The following is a 17,150-nucleotide window of genomic DNA, read 5'->3' as shown; positions in this document are numbered from 1 at the left end:
CCGGGCAGACCCCGCGCGACGTTCACGCCGCCGCAGACAGGCGGCCACATTCAAGGGCAAGGCAGGAGAGCACCATGACCGCTTCGATCACGTTGATGAGCAGCATCGACCATGCGGATGCGACCCGGATCGCGGCGCTGCAGCAGGCCCTGATCGCGCTGGGGTTCGCGATCGACGCGCAGGAGCGCTCGTCGGGCAAGGCCGGACGCGGCACGTTGCTGGCGGTGCGCGCGATCGAACGCGGCGCCGGTCTCGACATCGACGACCGCGTGCTGCTGAGCGCCGGTGCGGCCGCCGAAATCAATCGTCGCCTCGCCCTCGCCGGGCTGGTCGCCGGGCCCGCGGACGGCCCATCGGAAACGCTGCTGGTCGAGGGCCGCGTGCTCGGATCGGACGGTGTGCCGATCGGCGGGCTCGGCGTCGAAGTGTTCGATCAGGATCTGCGCAGCCGCCAGTCGCTCGGCAGCGCGACCACCGATCCTTCGGGCCGCTACGCCGTGGCCTACCAGGCCGGGCAGTTCCTGCGCGCCGAGAAGGGCTATGCCGACATCGTCGTGCAGGTGTCCGGCGCCAACGGCGAAAAACCGCTGTACGAAAGCGAAGTCCGCTTCAACGCGCCGCCGCATCTGGTCCACGACGTGCGCCTCGATCTGCGCGGGCCATCGCTGTACGACCGGCTGCTGGCGGCGATCGAACCGCTGGCCGCGGCGCAGAAGGTCGCGCTGGAAGAACTCGACGAGAACGACCGCTTCCGCGATGTGCGCTTCCTCGCCGGCGAAACCGGATTCGAAGCCACGCCGATCGCCGCGCTCGCGGTCGCCGCGCGCCTGTCGCGCGACAGCGGGCTCGATCGGGCGATGCTGTTCGCCGCGATCCTCTCCGGCATCTGGCCCGAACCGGCGGTCGATCAGGGCCGCGAACTGCGCGACCTCGACGCGCGCGCCGCGAGCCTGCGCCGCCGTTTCGGCGAACCCTCGCGCGACGCGCTGCGCGACGCGCTCGCGACCGCGGTCGCGCGCGGCATCGTCGACGCGGATGCGCCGCGGATCGAACGCTTCGTCGAGGCGTTCGCCGACTTCGCCGGCCGCGACGGCACGGAGGGCAACCATACCGATCGCCCCGGCCAGGCGCTGTCGCCCGCGCTGCTGCGCGAACTGCTCGGTCCGCAGGCCAAGGATCTCGACCGCCATCTCGACGCCGGCACCGGCGTCCGGCTGGTCGCGCGTTTGAAGCAGGATCCCGACATTCCGGTGGCGCTGCGGCGTCGCGTCGAAGCGCTGGTCGCGCTCGACGACGCGACCCTGGGCGACCGCGATCTTGTCGGCGGCCTCGCCGGCGACATCGCGACGCCCGAACAGGTCGGCGTGCTCGCACGGCACGACGCCAAGGCCTGGACCGGCCTCCTGAAGAAGGCGGGCAAGCGCGAACCGCCGGCCTACGTCGCCGCCGCCGGCGGCGACATGGCGCGCTACGGCGAGCTGCTCGCCGCGCGCTTCCGTTCGCGGTTTCCGACCCAGGCCTTCCTCGGCGACCTGGCGCGCGACAGGAAATCTCCCAAGCCGCTGCAGGCGCTCGCCGCGCTCGTGGACGCGGACCCCGCGATCGATTTCGCGTCCCTGTCGCTCGACCGCTACGCCGCGCGCGCGAAAAAGCGCGCGCCCGAACGCAAGCAGCTGCTCAAGACCGTCGAAGCGCTGAAGCCGGTGCAGCGCCTGTACAAGGTGGCGTCGGACTACGCCGCGGTGAAAACGCTGTCGAAGCACGGCCTCGGCTCGGCGCAGGCGGTCTACCGCCGCGGCCAGGACGCGGTGGTCGACATCCTCACCCGCGAGGCCGGCATGAGCGCGCGCGCGGCCACCCTCGCGTACGAACGCGCCGCCGCCACCTCCGCCGCCAGCCTGCAGCTCGCCGTCGGCCTCGCCGCCGAGGCCGAAGTGTCCGGAATGCCGGTGATGGCCGCGCTGTCCGCCGCCGACACCTCGGCGTTGCCCGAGCTGGGCGCGCTGTTCAATCTCGGCAACGACTGCGCCTGCACCGACTGCAGTTCGGTGCTCAGTCCCGCGGCCTATCTCGCCGATCTGATGCTGTTCCTGTCGAACCGCGACGTGGGCGGCGGTCGCGACGCCCGCGACGTGCTGCTGTCGCGCCGGCCGGACCTCGACTGGATCGATCTCAACTGCGCCAATGCCTTCACGCCCTTGCCCTACATCGACCTCGCGATCGAGGCGATGGAGGATCTGGTCGCCGCGTTCGCGGTCGGCACGCTCACCGCCGCCGAACGCGCGACCCTGCCCGCGGACAGCGACGACCATCCGGTGCCCGCGGCGGCGGTGGCGGCCTTCGCCGGGTTCGTTCCCCCGATCGCGCTCGGCGCCGCGGCGCGCGTGCGCAAGGCCGGCACCAGCTGGGTGCTGCGCGACGGCGACCGCAGCGTCCGCATCACCGCGACCGGCGAGGCGCGGGTCCTGCGCAACACACACGGCACGCCCGCCGAACGCGCGCTGATGCCCGAATACACCAGCCCGCCGGCGGTCGCCGCGCTGGCCGGCAAGAGTTTCCCGTGGACGCTGCCGCTGGACCTCGCCGGCGCCGAAACCCGGCTCTCGCTGTCCAAACTCGGGATCGAACGCGACGCGCTGATGCGCGAACTGCGCGGCCCGGCGGCGCCGAACAACGGCACCGACTTCGAGCTGGCGGCCGCCCGGCTGGGCATCGGCCCCGCACTGGCGACGCTGCTGGTCACGCCCGCCGCCAATCCCGGCCCGCATTGGGGCACCACCACCGCGGCGCAGGCGGTCGCGCGCTGCACGCCGGTGCCCGCCTTCCTCGCCGCGACCGGCCTGAGCTACGCCGACCTGCTGCGCCTGCTCGCGCTGCCCTACGCCAACCCCGCCGGCGCGCTGTCGATTCAGCACCTCGACGACAGCTGCGATCTCGCCCAGAAGCGCATCGTCACGCTCGACGCCGGCCATCTCGACCGGCTGCACCGCTTCCTGCGCCTGGCCCGCGCCCTCGGCGCCAGCACCGCCGACGCCGATCTGCTGGTGCGTCGCTTCGGTGCTGGCGGGAACCTCGCGACCCCGGCCGACCTCGTGGCCATCGCCGATGCCACCCGCGTGCGTGCGCTGCTGGGCGATCTGCCGGTCGACGAACTGGTCGCGCTGTTCGGCCCGATTCCCACCGACGACCGCTTCGATGCGCTGCACGAACCGCTGCTGCCCTCGCTGTACCGGCGCCTGTTCCTCGACCCGCTGGTCCATCGTCCGGTCGATCCTGCATTCGCGGTCTCGGCGGTCACCGCGGTCGCACCTGCGGCGCTGATCGCGCAGCACCGTCCGGCGATCGTGGCGGCGCTGCAGATCGCCTCGACCGATCTCGACGCGCTGCTGCCGCTCGCCGGGCCGGCCCTGTCGCTGGCCAATCTGTCGCTGCTCTACCGGCACGTCCGCGTCGCCCGCGCGCTGGAGCTGCCGCTCGCCGAATGGCTGGCGGTCGCCCGACTGGCCGGCGGCAATCCGTTCGCGAGCCCTGCCGACCTGATCCGCACGCTCGATCTGGTCGCCCGCAGCCGCACGCTGGAACTCGACGCGGCCGCGCTGATGCACCTGCTGGAAGCGCGGCTGGATGTCTCCGGCGCGCTCGCCGCCGATGCCGCCGCGGAATCGCTGGCCGCGCTGCGCGCCGCGCAGCAGGCGATCGATGTCGACACCGCGCTGCCCGCCGCCGACAGCGACCGGCAGTCGCTGATCGAACGCCTCGACGGCGCGCTGGCGCCGCTCGATCCCGACGCGAGCCGCGCCGCGCGCATCGCCGAAGTGGTCGAGAACCGCTTCGTCGCCCGGGTCGAGATCAGCCCGGTGCCGGCGCAGGCCCGGGTGTTCACCGCGGCCGTCGCGGCGCTGCCCTTCACCGCCGTGGTCGACGGCGCCCGCCTGGTGCTGAGTTACACCGGCGTGATGGGCCCTGCCGCGAAGGCGCTGCTCACCAGCGCCGCGGAGGTGGGCCCGGTCGCCGGCAACGCCGCCTGGGCCCCGGCGATCGATGCGCTGGCGCAGCAGCCGCGGCTGCACATCGCCACCGTGTCCACGCGCTACGAGGCGCCGCTGTCGGCCTGGCCCGCGGGTCTGGCGCTGCCGGTCGCGCTGAAGCGCCGCGTCCGTCCGCTGGCGACGCGCAACCGGGTGCAGTTCGACGGGATCATGACCGCCGACGAACGCGCCGCGCTCAACGCCGCCTCGGCCGATCCCGCCTGGATCGCCGCGGTGACCGCGCTGTACGACCAGCCGCGCGCCGATCCCGTCCCCGCCGCCGAGCGCCTCGCCGACTTCGCGACCTGGCAGTTCGCCGCCGCCGCGGACGACGAGGCCGCCGCGGACGCAAAGATCCGCGCCAATCTGCTCGCCCTGCTCGGCGTGCTGCTGCCGCGGGCGCGCGCCGCCGCGTCCGAAGACGCCGCGATCGCCGCGATCGCGACGCTGACCGAACTCGACCGCGAATCGTCGCAGCGGCTGCTGCGCCGGGTCGTCATCGCCGGCGGCTCCCCGCTGGCCCTTCTGACCGATCGCGCCGGCTTCGTCGACACCAGCGGCCCGGTCGCGCCCGCCGCGCTGGCGCCGCAGTTCCAGGCGGTCGATCTGATCCATCGCGCGGCGCGCATCGCCGCCACCTTCCGCATGGGCGCGCGCGAGATCGATCTGACCCTGACGCTCGCCGCCGCCGCCAATTCGGATCTGCTGTCCTTCGCCGCGCTGCCGCTGGCCTACGCCGCGCCGCCGCCGGCACCGCCCGGCCCACCGGCGCTGTCGCCGCTGGCGCGGCTGGTGCGCCTGGGCGAACTGCTGCTGCTCGATCGCAGGACCGCACGCAAGCCGGTGCGCCTGCTCGAACTGATGGCGCGCGTGCTCGCCGATGCCGCGAGCGTGTCGCTCGGCCCGGTCGCCGGCAAACTCGATCTGTTCGCCACCGCCGACACTGCGCTGGCCTGGAGCGCGTCCGATGTCGCCGCGCTGGCCGCCCCGGGCGCGGGCCTCGGCCTCGCCTATCCGCAGGATTTCCGCAACGCCCAGGCCTGGCTCCGGCTCTCCGGCGCATTGACGCTGATCCGCCGCACCCGGCTCGCCGCCGCCGATGCGCTGAAGCTCGCCCGCGCCACGCCCACCGGCGACGATGCCGCGATCGCGCGCCAGGCGATGCGCGCGCGGCTCGGCACGCAGTTCGACGAGGCCGGGCGCCAGGTGCAGGACGCGCTGCGCACGCTGCGCCGCGATGCGCTGTGCGATTACATCCTCACCTACGTCGAGCCCGGCACCGGCGGGTTGCCCGCGTCGCCGACCGGCGGCTGGCGCAAACCCACCGACGTGTTCGCCTATCTGCTGATTGATCCGAAGATGGGCGCCTGCCAGATGACCTCGCGCATCGTGCAGGCGACGATCGCGATCCAGACCTTCGTCGACCGCTGCTTCATGGGCTTCGAGCCCGACGTTTCGCCGCACATGGCCGCGGATGGTCGCTGGGACCAGTGGAAGTGGATGAAGGCCTACCGGCTGTGGGAAGCGAACCGCAAGGTCTTCCTGTTCCCCGAAAACTGGGTCGAACCCGAACTGCGCCGCGACAAGTCCTATGCGTTCAAGGATCTCGAAGACGAACTGCTGCAGAGCGAGCTGACCGAGGACAGCGCGCGCGACGCCTTCCTCAATTACATCGACAAGCTCGACCAGGTGGCCAATCTCGACGTCACCGGCGTGCACTGGCAGGACGGCGACGGCTATGGCCGCGGCGCCTTCCATGTCGTCGGCCGCACCGCCGGCCAGGAGCCGCACGCGTACTTCTACCGTCGCTTCGACCATCCGTCGGAACGCTGGACGCCGTGGTCGAAGATCGAGATCGACCTCAAGAGCGCGCCGGTCGTGCCCTTCATGTACGACCGCCGCACCTTCCTGGTCTGGCCCGAATTCCGCGAACAGAAACCGGAGACCGGTTCGACCATCGCGATTCCGGCCTCGGGCGGCGGCGGCGCGACCGTGCCGGTCGCGCGTCAGCTCATCGCCACCGGCGTCGCACTGTCCGAGCTGCGCAACGGCAAGTGGACGCCGCGGAAAGTCGCGACCGAACTGATGCCCGCCGCCGACCGGCCCGGCCTGCAGGAAGCGTTGGCCTGGATGCCGATCGACCTGCGCCGCACCGCGCCCGACGGCCGCGTCTATTTCCAGGACATGGATGCCCGCCATTACGCCAGTACCGGCGACGTCTACGAATTCCTCGGCTGCCGCGGTTATCCCGAGCGCGCCTCGCGGTATCTGCACATCCAGACCGTCGGCTTCCAGAACATGGGGCTGCAGGCCGCGCGCGATGTCGAGATCGACAACGTCGACCAACTGATCGCCTACGGCACCAGCACGTATCTCGGCGGCACATCCATCCTCGATCGCACGCCGGACCGGGTGAAGATCACCTTCCCGCATCACTTCAACAGTTTCGATCTCAATTACCTGCAGTCGCTGCGGACGCTGTCGGCGCTGCTCGGCACGCCGTCGCCGGCGCACGGCAAGGACCGCTATTCGCTGACGGCGGGCACGCGCGCGCCGTGGATCTTCGCCGACAAGGGCCAGAGCTTCTTCGTCGAACCGGTGTCCGCCTTCGACGACGGACGGATCTTCACCGGCTCGGAGATCCTGGACCTGTGGCGCGAATGGATGGGCGAGGTTCCGCCGATCCTGCAGCCGCTGGTGCAGATGTTTCTCGAATACGCGCTGTGGGTGGACCCGACGCGGCGCCTGCGCTTCTCGATGTTCTATCACCCGCGCGTGTGCAGCTTCCGCAATGCGCTGCTCGAAGGCGGCGTCGGTCAACTGCTGGCGCGGCCGACCCAGTTCGGTCGCGGCGCGCTCGATTTCGATACCCGCTACGGCCCGGTCGACGGCGTCGTGCTGCGCGACGACGCGGACGGCGTGCCGGTGTACCACCCCGTCGAAGATGTCGATTTCAGCCCGCGCGGCGCGTATTCGCAGTACAACTGGGAACTGTTCTATCACGCGCCGTTCCTCGTCGGCACCCAGCTGATGAAAGCCGGCAGGCACGAAGAAGCGATGAGCTGGTTCCGCCACATCTTCGACCCGGCCGGTGCCGACGGCAAGGATCCGGTCACCGGGCTGCCGCTCGCCGCCAACGACACGCGCCGCTTCTGGATCACCCGCCCGTTCTTCGAACGCGAAGCCACCGGCTACACCGCGCAGCGGATCGACAAGATCCTCCGTCTGCTCGCGGCCGATCCTTCCGACCCCGGCGTCGATGTCGCCGCGCGCGACGAACTGATCCGCCAGGTCGCCACCTGGCGCGACAATCCCTTCGACCCGCATCTGGTCGCCGCGACGCGCGACATCGCCTACCAGAAGGCGGCGTTCATCCGCTTCGTCGAAAACCTCGTCGCCTGGGGCGACAAACTGTTCGCGCGCCCGGACGTGGAAAGCGTGATGGCGGGCGGCGCGCTGTATCTCTACGCCAAATCGTTCGTCGGCGACATGCCGGAACGGGTGCCGCCGCGCGCCAAACCGCGCACGCGCACCTACGCCGAACTGGAACAGGACATCGACGCGTTCGGCAACGCGCTGGTCGCGATCGAAGACCTGCTGCCGGTGCTGCCGCCGGTCGGCCCGCCGCAGACGGGTCCAGCGCTGCCGTCGGTGCTGCACTTCTGCATTCCGCGCAACGAGAAGCTGCTGGCGCTGTGGGAGCTGGTCGACGATCGCGTCCGCAAGTACCAGAGCTGCCTCGATCTGCTCGGCCAGCCGCGCAGGACCTCGCTGTTCGCGCCGCCGATCGATCCGGCCGCCGCGATCGCGGCGATGATGGCCGGCGCCGGCGCCGGCGATTCGCTGTCGGATCTCGCCGCGACACTGCCGCCGCATCGCTTCCAGGTGTATCTGCAGAAGGCGAACGAACTCGCCGGCGACCTCAAGGGCTTCGCGGGCGCGCTGCTGTCGGCGCTGGAGAAAAAGGATGGCGAAGCGCTGGCGCAACTGCGGCAGACCCACGAACTCAAGCAGCTCGACGCGGTGCGCGCGATCAAGTCGGCGGCGATCGCCGACGCCGAAACCGCGGTCGCCAATCTCGAGATCGCCCGCGAGATGGCGCGGCTGCGCAACGAGTACTACCGCTCGCGCGAATTCATGAACACCGGCGAGAAGGTCGCGCTCGGGCTCAACACCGCGGCGCTGGTGATTTCGGCCGGCGCCGCCGTCGCCGACACCCTCGGCGGCGTGCTCGCGGCCATTCCCAACTTCAACGCCGGCGCTTCCGGCTTCGGCGGTTCGCCGCACGTCGCCGTCAGCACCGGCGGCATGTCGTTCTCGCGCGCGCTGGAACTGGCGGCCAAGGCGCTCACCCAGGCCGCCGGCATCGTCGACAAGACCGCGGGCATGGTCTCCACCGTGGCCGGGTACCAGCGTCGCTACGAAGACTGGCAGATGCAGGCCGGCACCACCGCGAAGGAGATCGAGCAGTACGGCGTGCAGATCGCCGGCGCCCGGATCCGCGTGGACAACGCCCGGCGCGAACTCGCCAACCACGATCTGCAGTTCGAGAATTCGAAGGCCATCGACGAGTTCATGCGCTCGAAGTACACCAACCGCGAGCTGTACGCGTGGATGGCGGGCGAGATCGGCAAGACCTTCTTCGAAAGCTACAAGCTCGCCTACGCCCACGCCAAACTCGCCGAACGCTGCTACCGCTTCGAGCACGGGCTGACCACGTCGTCGCTGATCGGCTTCGGCGCCTGGGACAGCGCGCGCAAGGGCCTGCAGTCGGGCGAACGGCTGCAGCTCGACCTGCGCAGGCTGGACGCCGCCTATCTCGCCGCCAACAAGCGCAAGTTCGAACTGACCAAGCACGTCTCGCTGGCGGTGTCGGCGCCGCTGGCGCTGATCGAGCTGCGGCGCACCGGTCGCTGCGAACTGGATCTCGGCGAAGAACTCTTCGACCTCGACTTCCCCGGCCACTACTTCCGCCTGATCAAATCGGCCGCGATCTCCATTCCCTGCGTCGCCGGCGCGAACACCACCATCGCCTGCACCCTGCGGCTGCTCGACAACGCGATCCGCGTCGACACCCGGCTGCCGGGCGGTGCCGCCGGCTATCCGCGGCGGATGCAGGCCGACGGCACGCCGCTGGACGATCCGCGCTTCCGGGTCGAACAGGTGCCGGTCTCGGCCATCGCCACCAGCAGCGGGCAGAACGACTCGGGGATGTTCGAGCTGGCGCTGAAGGACGACCGTTTCCTGCCGTTCGAAGGCGCCGGCGCGATCAGCCGCTGGTCGATCGAACTGGTCGAGGACGAAACCCTGCGCGCCTTCGATTACGACAGCATCGCCGACGTGATCCTGCACCTGCGCTACACCGCACGCGAGGAAGGCGGCGCGTTCAAGGCCGCGAGCGTCGCCCATCTGCGCAATCAGCTGGTCGCGGCGCAGAGCCGGCTGGAGATGCGGCGCGTGTTCCGGGTGTCCTCCGACTTCGCGTCGAGCTGGGCCGCCTTCCGCAACCCCGCCCCCGGCGCGGTGCCGGAACTGCTGCTGCATCTGGATCGCAGCCGCTTCCCGGGCGGCGACGAGCGCCTGGTGAAACTGCGCAACGTGCAGCTGATGGCCGAATACCCGCCCGCCGCGGGCGGGGCCGGACCCGACTTCGAGGTCGAGTTCGGCGCGCCGCCGCTCGCCGCCGCCGCGACCTCGGCGCTCGCGCTCGATCCCGACGATCCGCTGTCGCGCTACGGCGACAGCGCCGCCGTGGGATTCGGCCCGACCGTGCTGGGCGCCACCGGAACCGACTGGCGGCTGCGGTTCCGTGAAGTCGGCGGCGATTTCGCCGACTTCGACCCCGACGCGCTGGAGGACGCCTACCTCATCGTCGGTTACACGGTGCAGCCGGCGGCGCCCTGAGCGGCGACGACGGCGGTGGCGGGCGCGGACCCACCCGCACCCGGCCGCCGCCGCCGGGCCGCGCCCTTGAAACCCCGGAGATCGCGCCCAATTCCGGCGCATCCCTTCGTTTCAACGGCATCCCCAGGAGCTACCGGATGAGCACCGACACCCCCACCGCGCCCGAAAGCGGCGCCCAGGTCGAGACCCACGCCTTCCAGGCCGACGTGCAGCAGGTGCTGCAACTGGTCATCCACTCGCTGTATTCCAACAAGGACATCTTCCTGCGCGAGCTGGTGTCCAACGCTTCCGACGCCTGCGAGAAGCTGCGCTTCGAAGCCATCGCCGCGCCGGCGCTGCTGGCCGACGGCGGCGAACTCACCATCGACCTGCTGCTGGACGCCGACGCACGCACGCTGACGATCCGCGACAACGGCATCGGCATGTCGCGCGAGGAGCTGATGCAGAACCTCGGCACCGTGGCGCATTCGGGCACCCGGCGCTTCCTCGACAGCCTCGCCGCCGGCCAGCGCGCGTCCGGCGAAAGCATCGATGCGCAGTTGATCGGCCAGTTCGGCGTCGGCTTCTATTCCGCCTTCATCGTCGCCGACCGCATCGACGTGACCAGCCGCCGCGCCGGCCACGATGACGCCTGGATCTGGCGCTCGAACGGCGACGGCCAGTTCAGCCTCGAAGCCGCGCCCGCCGACACGCCGCGCGGCACCGCGCTGCGCCTGCATCTGCGCGAGGACGCCGGCGACTATCTGCAGGACTGGAAGCTGCGCTCGCTGGTGCGCACCTACTCCGACCACGTCGCGTTCCCGATCCGCATGGCCGCGCCGGCCCCGAAGGCCAATGACGGCGAAGACGGCGAAGACGGCGAAGAGGCCGCGGCACCCGCGCTCGAAACCGTCAACCAGGCCTCGGCGCTGTGGACGCGATCGAAGAGCGACCTGAGCGACGACGATTACAAGGCCTTCTACAAGCACGTCTCGCATGATTTCGCCGACCCGCTGGCGTGGACCCACAACCGCGTGGAAGGCAACCAGAACTTCACCTCGCTGCTGTACCTGCCGGCGCACGCGCCGTTCGATTTCCAGGCCGGGCGCGACGAACGCAAGGGCCTGAAGCTGTACGTGAAGCGCGTCTTCATCATGGACGCCGCCGAACAGATGCTGCCGGCGTATCTGCGCTTCGTGCGCGGCGTGGTCGACTCCGACGACCTGCCGCTGAACGTGAGCCGCGAACTGCTGCAGGAAAGCCGCCAGGTCGAACGCATCAAGGGCGCGCTGACCAAGCGCGTGCTCGACCAGCTGGAGAAGATCGCGCGCGACGAGCCCGAGCAGTACACGACGTTCTGGAACGCCTTCGGCGCCACCCTGAAGGAAGGCGTGGTGGAAGACGGCGCCAATCGCGAACGCGTGCTCAAGCTGCTGCGTTTCCCGACCACGCGCAGCGCAAGCGCCGACGAGCGCGCCAGCCTCGACGACTACATCGGCCGCATGACCGGCCTGCAGGACGAGATCTACTACCTCACCGCCGACGGCTGGAACGCGGCGCGCAACCATCCCAAGCTCGAAGCGCTGAAGGCGCGCGGGGTCGAAGTGATCCTGATGCACGAACGCATCGACGACTGGATGTCGGGCTACCTGCACGAATACGCCGGCAAGCGCCTGCGCAACGTGGCCAAGGGCGAGATCGACCTCGACAAGCTCGGCAGCGCCGAGGACAAGGCGAAGCAGGAAGAAACCGCGAAGGCCGCGGCGCCGCTGGTGGAAACGCTGAAGACCGCGCTGGGCGACCGAGTGAAGGACGTGCGCGTCTCCAACCGTCTGGTCGATTCCGCCGCCTGCCTGGTGCTGGACGAATACGAGATGTCGCTGCAGATGCAGCAGCTGATGAAATCGCTGGGACAGGACGCGCCGGCCTCCGCGCCGATCCTCGAGATCAACCCGGAACACGCGCTGCTGAAACGCGTCGCGGCCGCGCAGGACGACGACGCCCGCGTCGCCGATTACGCCGCGCTGCTGTTCGAACAGGCGACGCTGGCCGAAGGCGGCACCCTGGACGACCCGGCGGCGTTCATCGCGCGGATGAACCGGCTGCTGGTGGGCTGAGGCAGAGGCGCTGACCCCGACGGGGATCGGCGCTCACCGGGGCGCGGGATCGCGCTCCGGTGACTGCGCGGCATCGGCGGGCCGTGCGCCCGCCGCCGCATCATAGGCTTGTTGCAGCGCGCGGCGCCGCGACGCTTCGTCCGCCGCATCCGCCACCGGCACCGCAACGTCGCCACGCGCCGCGAACGCCGCATCCTCCTCGGCCAGCGCGCGCAGGAAGGCCTGATATTCGACCGACTCGCGCAGCGCATCGCGGACGAAGCGCGCGATCAGGGCCTCGTCCTCCTCGCCGAGCCGCAGCGCGGTGGGCATCGACTGCAGGCGCCGCCGCAACACCGGATCGGCGATCTTGTCGAAACCGATCTCGATCAGGAACACGCGCGGCTGCGAGGTCGCGAACACGCCGCTGCGCACCGCATCCGGATCGCGCGCGATCTGGTCCTGCCACTGCACGATGCGCTGGCGCAGCGTGGCTGCGAGTTCTTCCGAATCCATGCGCATGTTGCCGTTGATCGCGGCGTTGACCGTGCGCCACAGGCCCGGCACCCGAGGCTCGCCGTCCCGCGGATCGGAAGGATTGCTTTCGACGTTGAGCACCACGATCGCGTAACTGCGGATGCCGCGATATCCGAAGCGGCGCAGCGTGTTCACCAGCCCGTTGTAACGACCGATGGCCTGCAATGGCCCGGTGATGCCGAGGTTGTCGGCAACCCCGCCATCGATCAGATGCCGATAGCGCCGCGGCTCGACGCTGTCGGGACACTGGCCGGTATCGCTGTAATCGGCCACGTTGACCGGGCTGAAGATGCCGGGCACCGCCGCCGACGCGGCGACCGCGCGCGCCACCGGCACCGGCGCGAGATCGCTGCACAGATCGTCGAAATTCTCCTGGGTGAATTCCACCCGGCGGCCGTCGAGCATGTCGGTGGCGCCGATGCGCACGAACGGCCGCTCGCGCGGCATGTCGGCGAAGGTCGCCCCGGCGAACAGCGTGTCGTCGAGCACGGCGGCCAGATGATCGCCACGGCCGAAGAACGGGCTCGACAGCGCCCACGCGCGCCGCGGCCGCAGCACCGCGCCCAGCACTTCGCCCTGCAGGTCGCGCCGCAGCACGCGCGTCGGGTAGTCCTCGAAAAAACGTTCTCGATGCAGCGCGTAGTAGGCCGCGGTGAAACTGCCGCCGGAGATCGCGGAAATGAAATCGACCTCCTGCAGCAACGTGGTGTCGCGGCCGTCGATGCGCACCGGCTGCTGCCGCAACGCATCCAGCAGGTGATACGAGGCCGCGGCCGAACGCATGCCGCCGCCGGAGAAGGTCAGGCTCAGCAGCAGCGTGTCTGAATTGCCCTCGCCGCGCGCCATGTTCTGCACCCGATACTGCGCCGCGCGATCGACCGCGGGCGCGGCCGGCGGATTGCGCGCGGGCTGCAGAGCGGCGCAGGCGGACAACAACAGCGCGGCGAGAGACGCTGCGAACGGCCGAAGGCGCCCCGGACCGGACCTGTGCTGCCGCATGCGCGTTTCCTCCCCGCAGACTTGGGCAACGCTAGCACAGGAGGTCACGGGGATCACAGGCGCGGACACGATCGGCGGGAATGCGATCGGTCCGAATCTCCCAACGTCGGTACGCCTCCGGCAAATCGATGGCTGCGCGGGTTGGGTCCCGCGGCTTTCCCGTCATTCGCGGATCTGGCGTTCGATTTGTTCGGCCCGTGACACCCAATCGGCGAGATCCACGTTCTGGGGATCATCGTGCCCGTCGGGAATTCCCTCGTCGATATTGAAGTGATACGCGGGAATCAGCCAGCGGCCGGCCCTGAGGCTCGCGACGATATACGCCAACGCAAGCCGTTGCGTCTGAGCCGCCCCGAAACCGGGATCGGGGGCACGCCAAGCCCAGCTTCCCGGTGGTTTCATCCGGACCTGGATATTTTCGACATGGACAAAAACCCGACGCGCAGCATTGAACTGCACCTCGACCTTGGTGGCGCTCCTGGGCCGATCGGCAGCCCAGTCCAGGAACGTTCGCGAACGTCCGTCCCGACTGATGATGAGGTTGACCTTGTTCGACAGGCCGTCCCATCCCGTCAGCCGGTTCGTCCAGTGCCCCGGCAGATCGATCTCGACAGGGAATGCGGATGCGTTCGGCAACTCCGGCGAACTGGTGTCATGAATGACGAAATATCGTCGCGTCGACGCGTCTCCCGAGGCCAAAGGGCCGCCGAGGTCCGCGCTGCCGATCGCGTTCCGATCCAGATACCGTTGGACCTGCACGACCTCCAGATCGATGGGCTTGCCAACACGGGCCAGCAGCCATGGTGGAATGGGCTGCACCACGGCACCGCTCCCCTTCGGTTTCACTTTACGAAGCAGGCAGACCGTCTGCGCCTCCGGCGTTCCGGCAAAACGCAGGGTGGTCGTATCGAACCGACATCCGCCGAGGATGCTCCCGGCCGGCGCCGACAGCGGGATGCACATCGTCGCCGCGACGATGGCGATGGTGATGCTTCTGGGGATCGTCATGCGCATGTTCGCTCCGAATTCCGGTACGACTTCAGTGTTTGCATTTCGCGGGCAGGCGAACCGATTCCGCGGCCATCGCGTAGTCGCCCGGGCTCGCATTGCGGGCATCTTCCGCCAAACAAAACACCGTCCCTTCGAGGTAGTCCCTGACGATGTTCCAATCCGCATCCTGTCGAATGTAGCCGAGCAGGGTGGCACTCACGTTCACGGGATCCTGCGTCGGCGTGAATCCGCGCTGCAGCCAAGCGCTCCTCAGATCCTCGCGCTTGTGCGCACTCGGGTCTTGGCATGTGTAGGAATGGAACTGCACGATGCCGCCGTTCGGACATTCCGCCGTCGGTTCGAAGAACCGCTGTGCATGCGCGGCAGAATAAGAGTCCTGCACCATGTGCAACAAGGATCCGGCCGCCATCATCCGCTTGTGCGCGTCTCCCTTGAGCTGGTAGTGGTACGCGAAAAGGAAATTGATGGTCCAGCCCGATTGCTCCTCGAAGTAGTCCCTCAGCTCCACAGGCGAGATGCGGTCCATCTTGGTTTCCGGATCGAGTCGTCCGGTGGCCACCAGATAGGCGAACTCGGCCCAGAGCAGCGCGCGATGCCGCGTCGTGGCTGCAGGCTCTCCATCGCCCGATGCCATGGCATGCAGGAACTGAAGGTCGCCGTAGTGACTGCGATAGGTGAGGTAGTAATCAGACCCGATCGCCGCCGGCTTCCCTTGCCAGTTCCGCCCTGTGGTCGCGATCAGCCGCGCATCGTGCATCCAGGACAGGAATCGGCCCTGTCGCAGCGCGAAAAGCAATTGGTTCGGATCGTCGTTCCACCATACGCCGCGAACCAGGGAGTCATATTTGTTGCCCCTGGGCTCGATCGATCGCTCGGTGTCATCGGCGCAGATCAATGGCGTATGCACCGGTCCGGGATGCGCCTGCATACAGGCGCGCGCCAATTGGGTGATCTCCTCGTGCACCGGCTCTGCGACTCTGCCCAGCGGCATCCCGGAATCCTGCCCATACTTGTTTTGCAGAGGATTGATGTTATGGGCTGCGGCAAGGCCGACGGCAAGCAGATCCATCATGACGAACACGATCCCGCGAACCTTGCGCATCAATCTTCCCCTTCATCCTTGTCGTTGAAGCATAACGCCTTCCGGCCGATCGCCGGGTCGGGATCGGTGGCAGGCTCGTATCATTTCCAGGCATGCCGGTGACAATGGCCGTGATCCGTCAATGCGGGAGCATGGGCCCGGGACAGAACGCTACCGGCTTCGGAGCGACGACGTCGCTCAGGCGTTGCCGCGATCGCGCAGCAGCACAGCGATCTCGTCCAGCCGCTCGCGGATCGCATGCAGGGCCTGCAATTGCCGGTCGTCGCCCTCCGCGACGCTGGCGACCGGCGACTGCCTGCGCAGCAGTTCGCGGCGGCGCAGGATCTCGTCGCGCACCCGATGCGCATCGACGATGCCGACCAGCTGCATGTTGTGCGCCTGCCCCGGACTCTGCCCCGCGGTTTCGATCCGCAGGATGCTCAGATTGAACTGGCGCATCAGCGGCCCTTCGATGAAAGTGACGTCCTGGATGTTGTCCAGCGGAATCGTCTTCTCGACCTGGAACAGGATGCCCTTGCGGAAATTGAGGTGGCGGTCGTCGAGCTCGCACCGCAGCTTGCGGTAATAGTGTCCCGCCCACCACTGGCCCAAACCCAACACCCAGATCACGATCAGCGGGCTCAGGACGATCGTCAGCAGCAGGATCCAGGCCACGTACAGCACCATGTACGGACGGACCAGCGGATTGAATTCGGCCCGCAGGGTGTTGGTGTCTGACATCGTCGGCTTCCGGTGAACGCGCGCAGGCACGATTTTGCCATGGGACAGCGCGATGATGGACTGACCGCACGGCGATTCGGCAGTTCGAGCGACGCGCGCCAGCCCCTGGTAGCGTTCATTGCGCAGCCGCGCCGCTCACGATGATGACTTCCCGGGTTTCCAGAAAAAAACAACAGATCGTCGAGACATAGTAGAAAAACAGCCAATGCCCGGAAAACCCGCGCACCTCGTTCGCCCTGAAGGCGGTGTACTCGGCCGACGTGATTTCACGCACGACCCTGGCGTGATCCATCAGAAAATATGCCCCGTCCCGCATCACCGGGCTGCCGCCTTCCGTGGCCTGGATGAACAACATGAAGTTGACGATCGCATAGGCAAGCATCACGCCCCCCAGGATCGCCGCCGGCAGCGGCAACACCTTCGCGATCCGCAGCAGGGACGTGCGAGCGCCGAAATCGCGCCGCAGCAGGAAAACGAGCGGAACGAGAATCGCGAAGATGCCCAGATGCAACAGCCAAATCGCAGGAATCCGGGCGGCAACATTCACGCCGCGCAGCGCGGCAAGATGCACCAGCAACGCGGCGACGAAGCCGATCGCGGACACCGTGCCCAACAGAAGACGAACATTCCGCGTCATCGACATCCAAAGCCTCGATCAGACCGCAAGTCAGAAGCAGAGAACAAGGACACCCACGAATCAAAGCAGAGAACAAGTGAAGCGTCCTCGTTAATTCGATCCATTTGGAAGTAGAGTTCCCACCGAAGGAGCTCCCC

The 17,150-nt window shown here is 68.7% G+C and carries 7 protein-coding genes; 2 read left to right on the top strand and 5 right to left on the bottom strand.

Going from position 1 to position 17,150, the window contains the following annotated elements:
- The first annotated feature begins 74 nt into the window (after window positions 1-74).
- Both ABD974_RS16655 and htpG read left to right on the top strand, forming a co-directional pair.
- A complete protein-coding gene (locus ABD974_RS16655; RefSeq protein ID WP_345304468.1) occupies window positions 75-9,932 on the top strand; it encodes a Tc toxin subunit A-related protein in 9,858 nt (3,285 codons plus the stop codon).
- Between the two features lie 137 nt (window positions 9,933-10,069).
- A complete protein-coding gene (gene htpG, locus ABD974_RS16650; RefSeq protein ID WP_345304467.1) occupies window positions 10,070-12,028 on the top strand; it encodes a molecular chaperone HtpG in 1,959 nt (652 codons plus the stop codon).
- Between the two features lie 33 nt (window positions 12,029-12,061).
- On the opposite strand, the gene ABD974_RS16645 is transcribed toward htpG, so the two are convergent.
- The 5 genes from ABD974_RS16645 to ABD974_RS16625 form a co-directional block, all read right to left on the bottom strand.
- The gene (locus ABD974_RS16645; protein ID WP_345304466.1) at window positions 12,062-13,543 is read right to left on the bottom strand and encodes a patatin-like phospholipase family protein; all 1,482 of its coding nucleotides are present in this window, start codon (window positions 13,541-13,543) and stop codon (window positions 12,062-12,064) included.
- A 162-nt stretch (window positions 13,544-13,705) separates the two neighbouring features.
- Window positions 13,706-14,557, bottom strand: a complete 852-nt coding sequence (locus tag ABD974_RS16640; RefSeq protein WP_345304465.1) for a hypothetical protein — start codon at window positions 14,555-14,557, stop codon at window positions 13,706-13,708.
- A gap of 25 nt (window positions 14,558-14,582) precedes the next feature.
- Window positions 14,583-15,656 (bottom strand): hypothetical protein, encoded by a 1,074-nt coding sequence (locus ABD974_RS16635; protein WP_345304464.1) that lies wholly within the window; start codon window positions 15,654-15,656, stop codon window positions 14,583-14,585.
- 177 nt (window positions 15,657-15,833) lie between these two features.
- Window positions 15,834-16,376, bottom strand: a complete 543-nt coding sequence (locus ABD974_RS16630; RefSeq protein ID WP_345304463.1) for a PH domain-containing protein — start codon at window positions 16,374-16,376, stop codon at window positions 15,834-15,836.
- A gap of 115 nt (window positions 16,377-16,491) precedes the next feature.
- Complete coding sequence (locus tag ABD974_RS16625) at window positions 16,492-17,019, bottom strand: hypothetical protein (RefSeq protein WP_345304462.1); 528 nt, start codon at window positions 17,017-17,019, stop codon at window positions 16,492-16,494.
- Between the last annotated feature and the right edge of the window lie 131 nt (window positions 17,020-17,150).

It is taken from the genome of Lysobacter hankyongensis (genome assembly GCF_039543145.1).
GTDB lineage: Bacteria > Pseudomonadota > Gammaproteobacteria > Xanthomonadales > Xanthomonadaceae > Lysobacter_I > Lysobacter_I hankyongensis.
The sequence above is the reverse complement of the archived record's forward strand: the minus strand, read 5'-3'. Positions and strand labels throughout refer to the sequence as shown.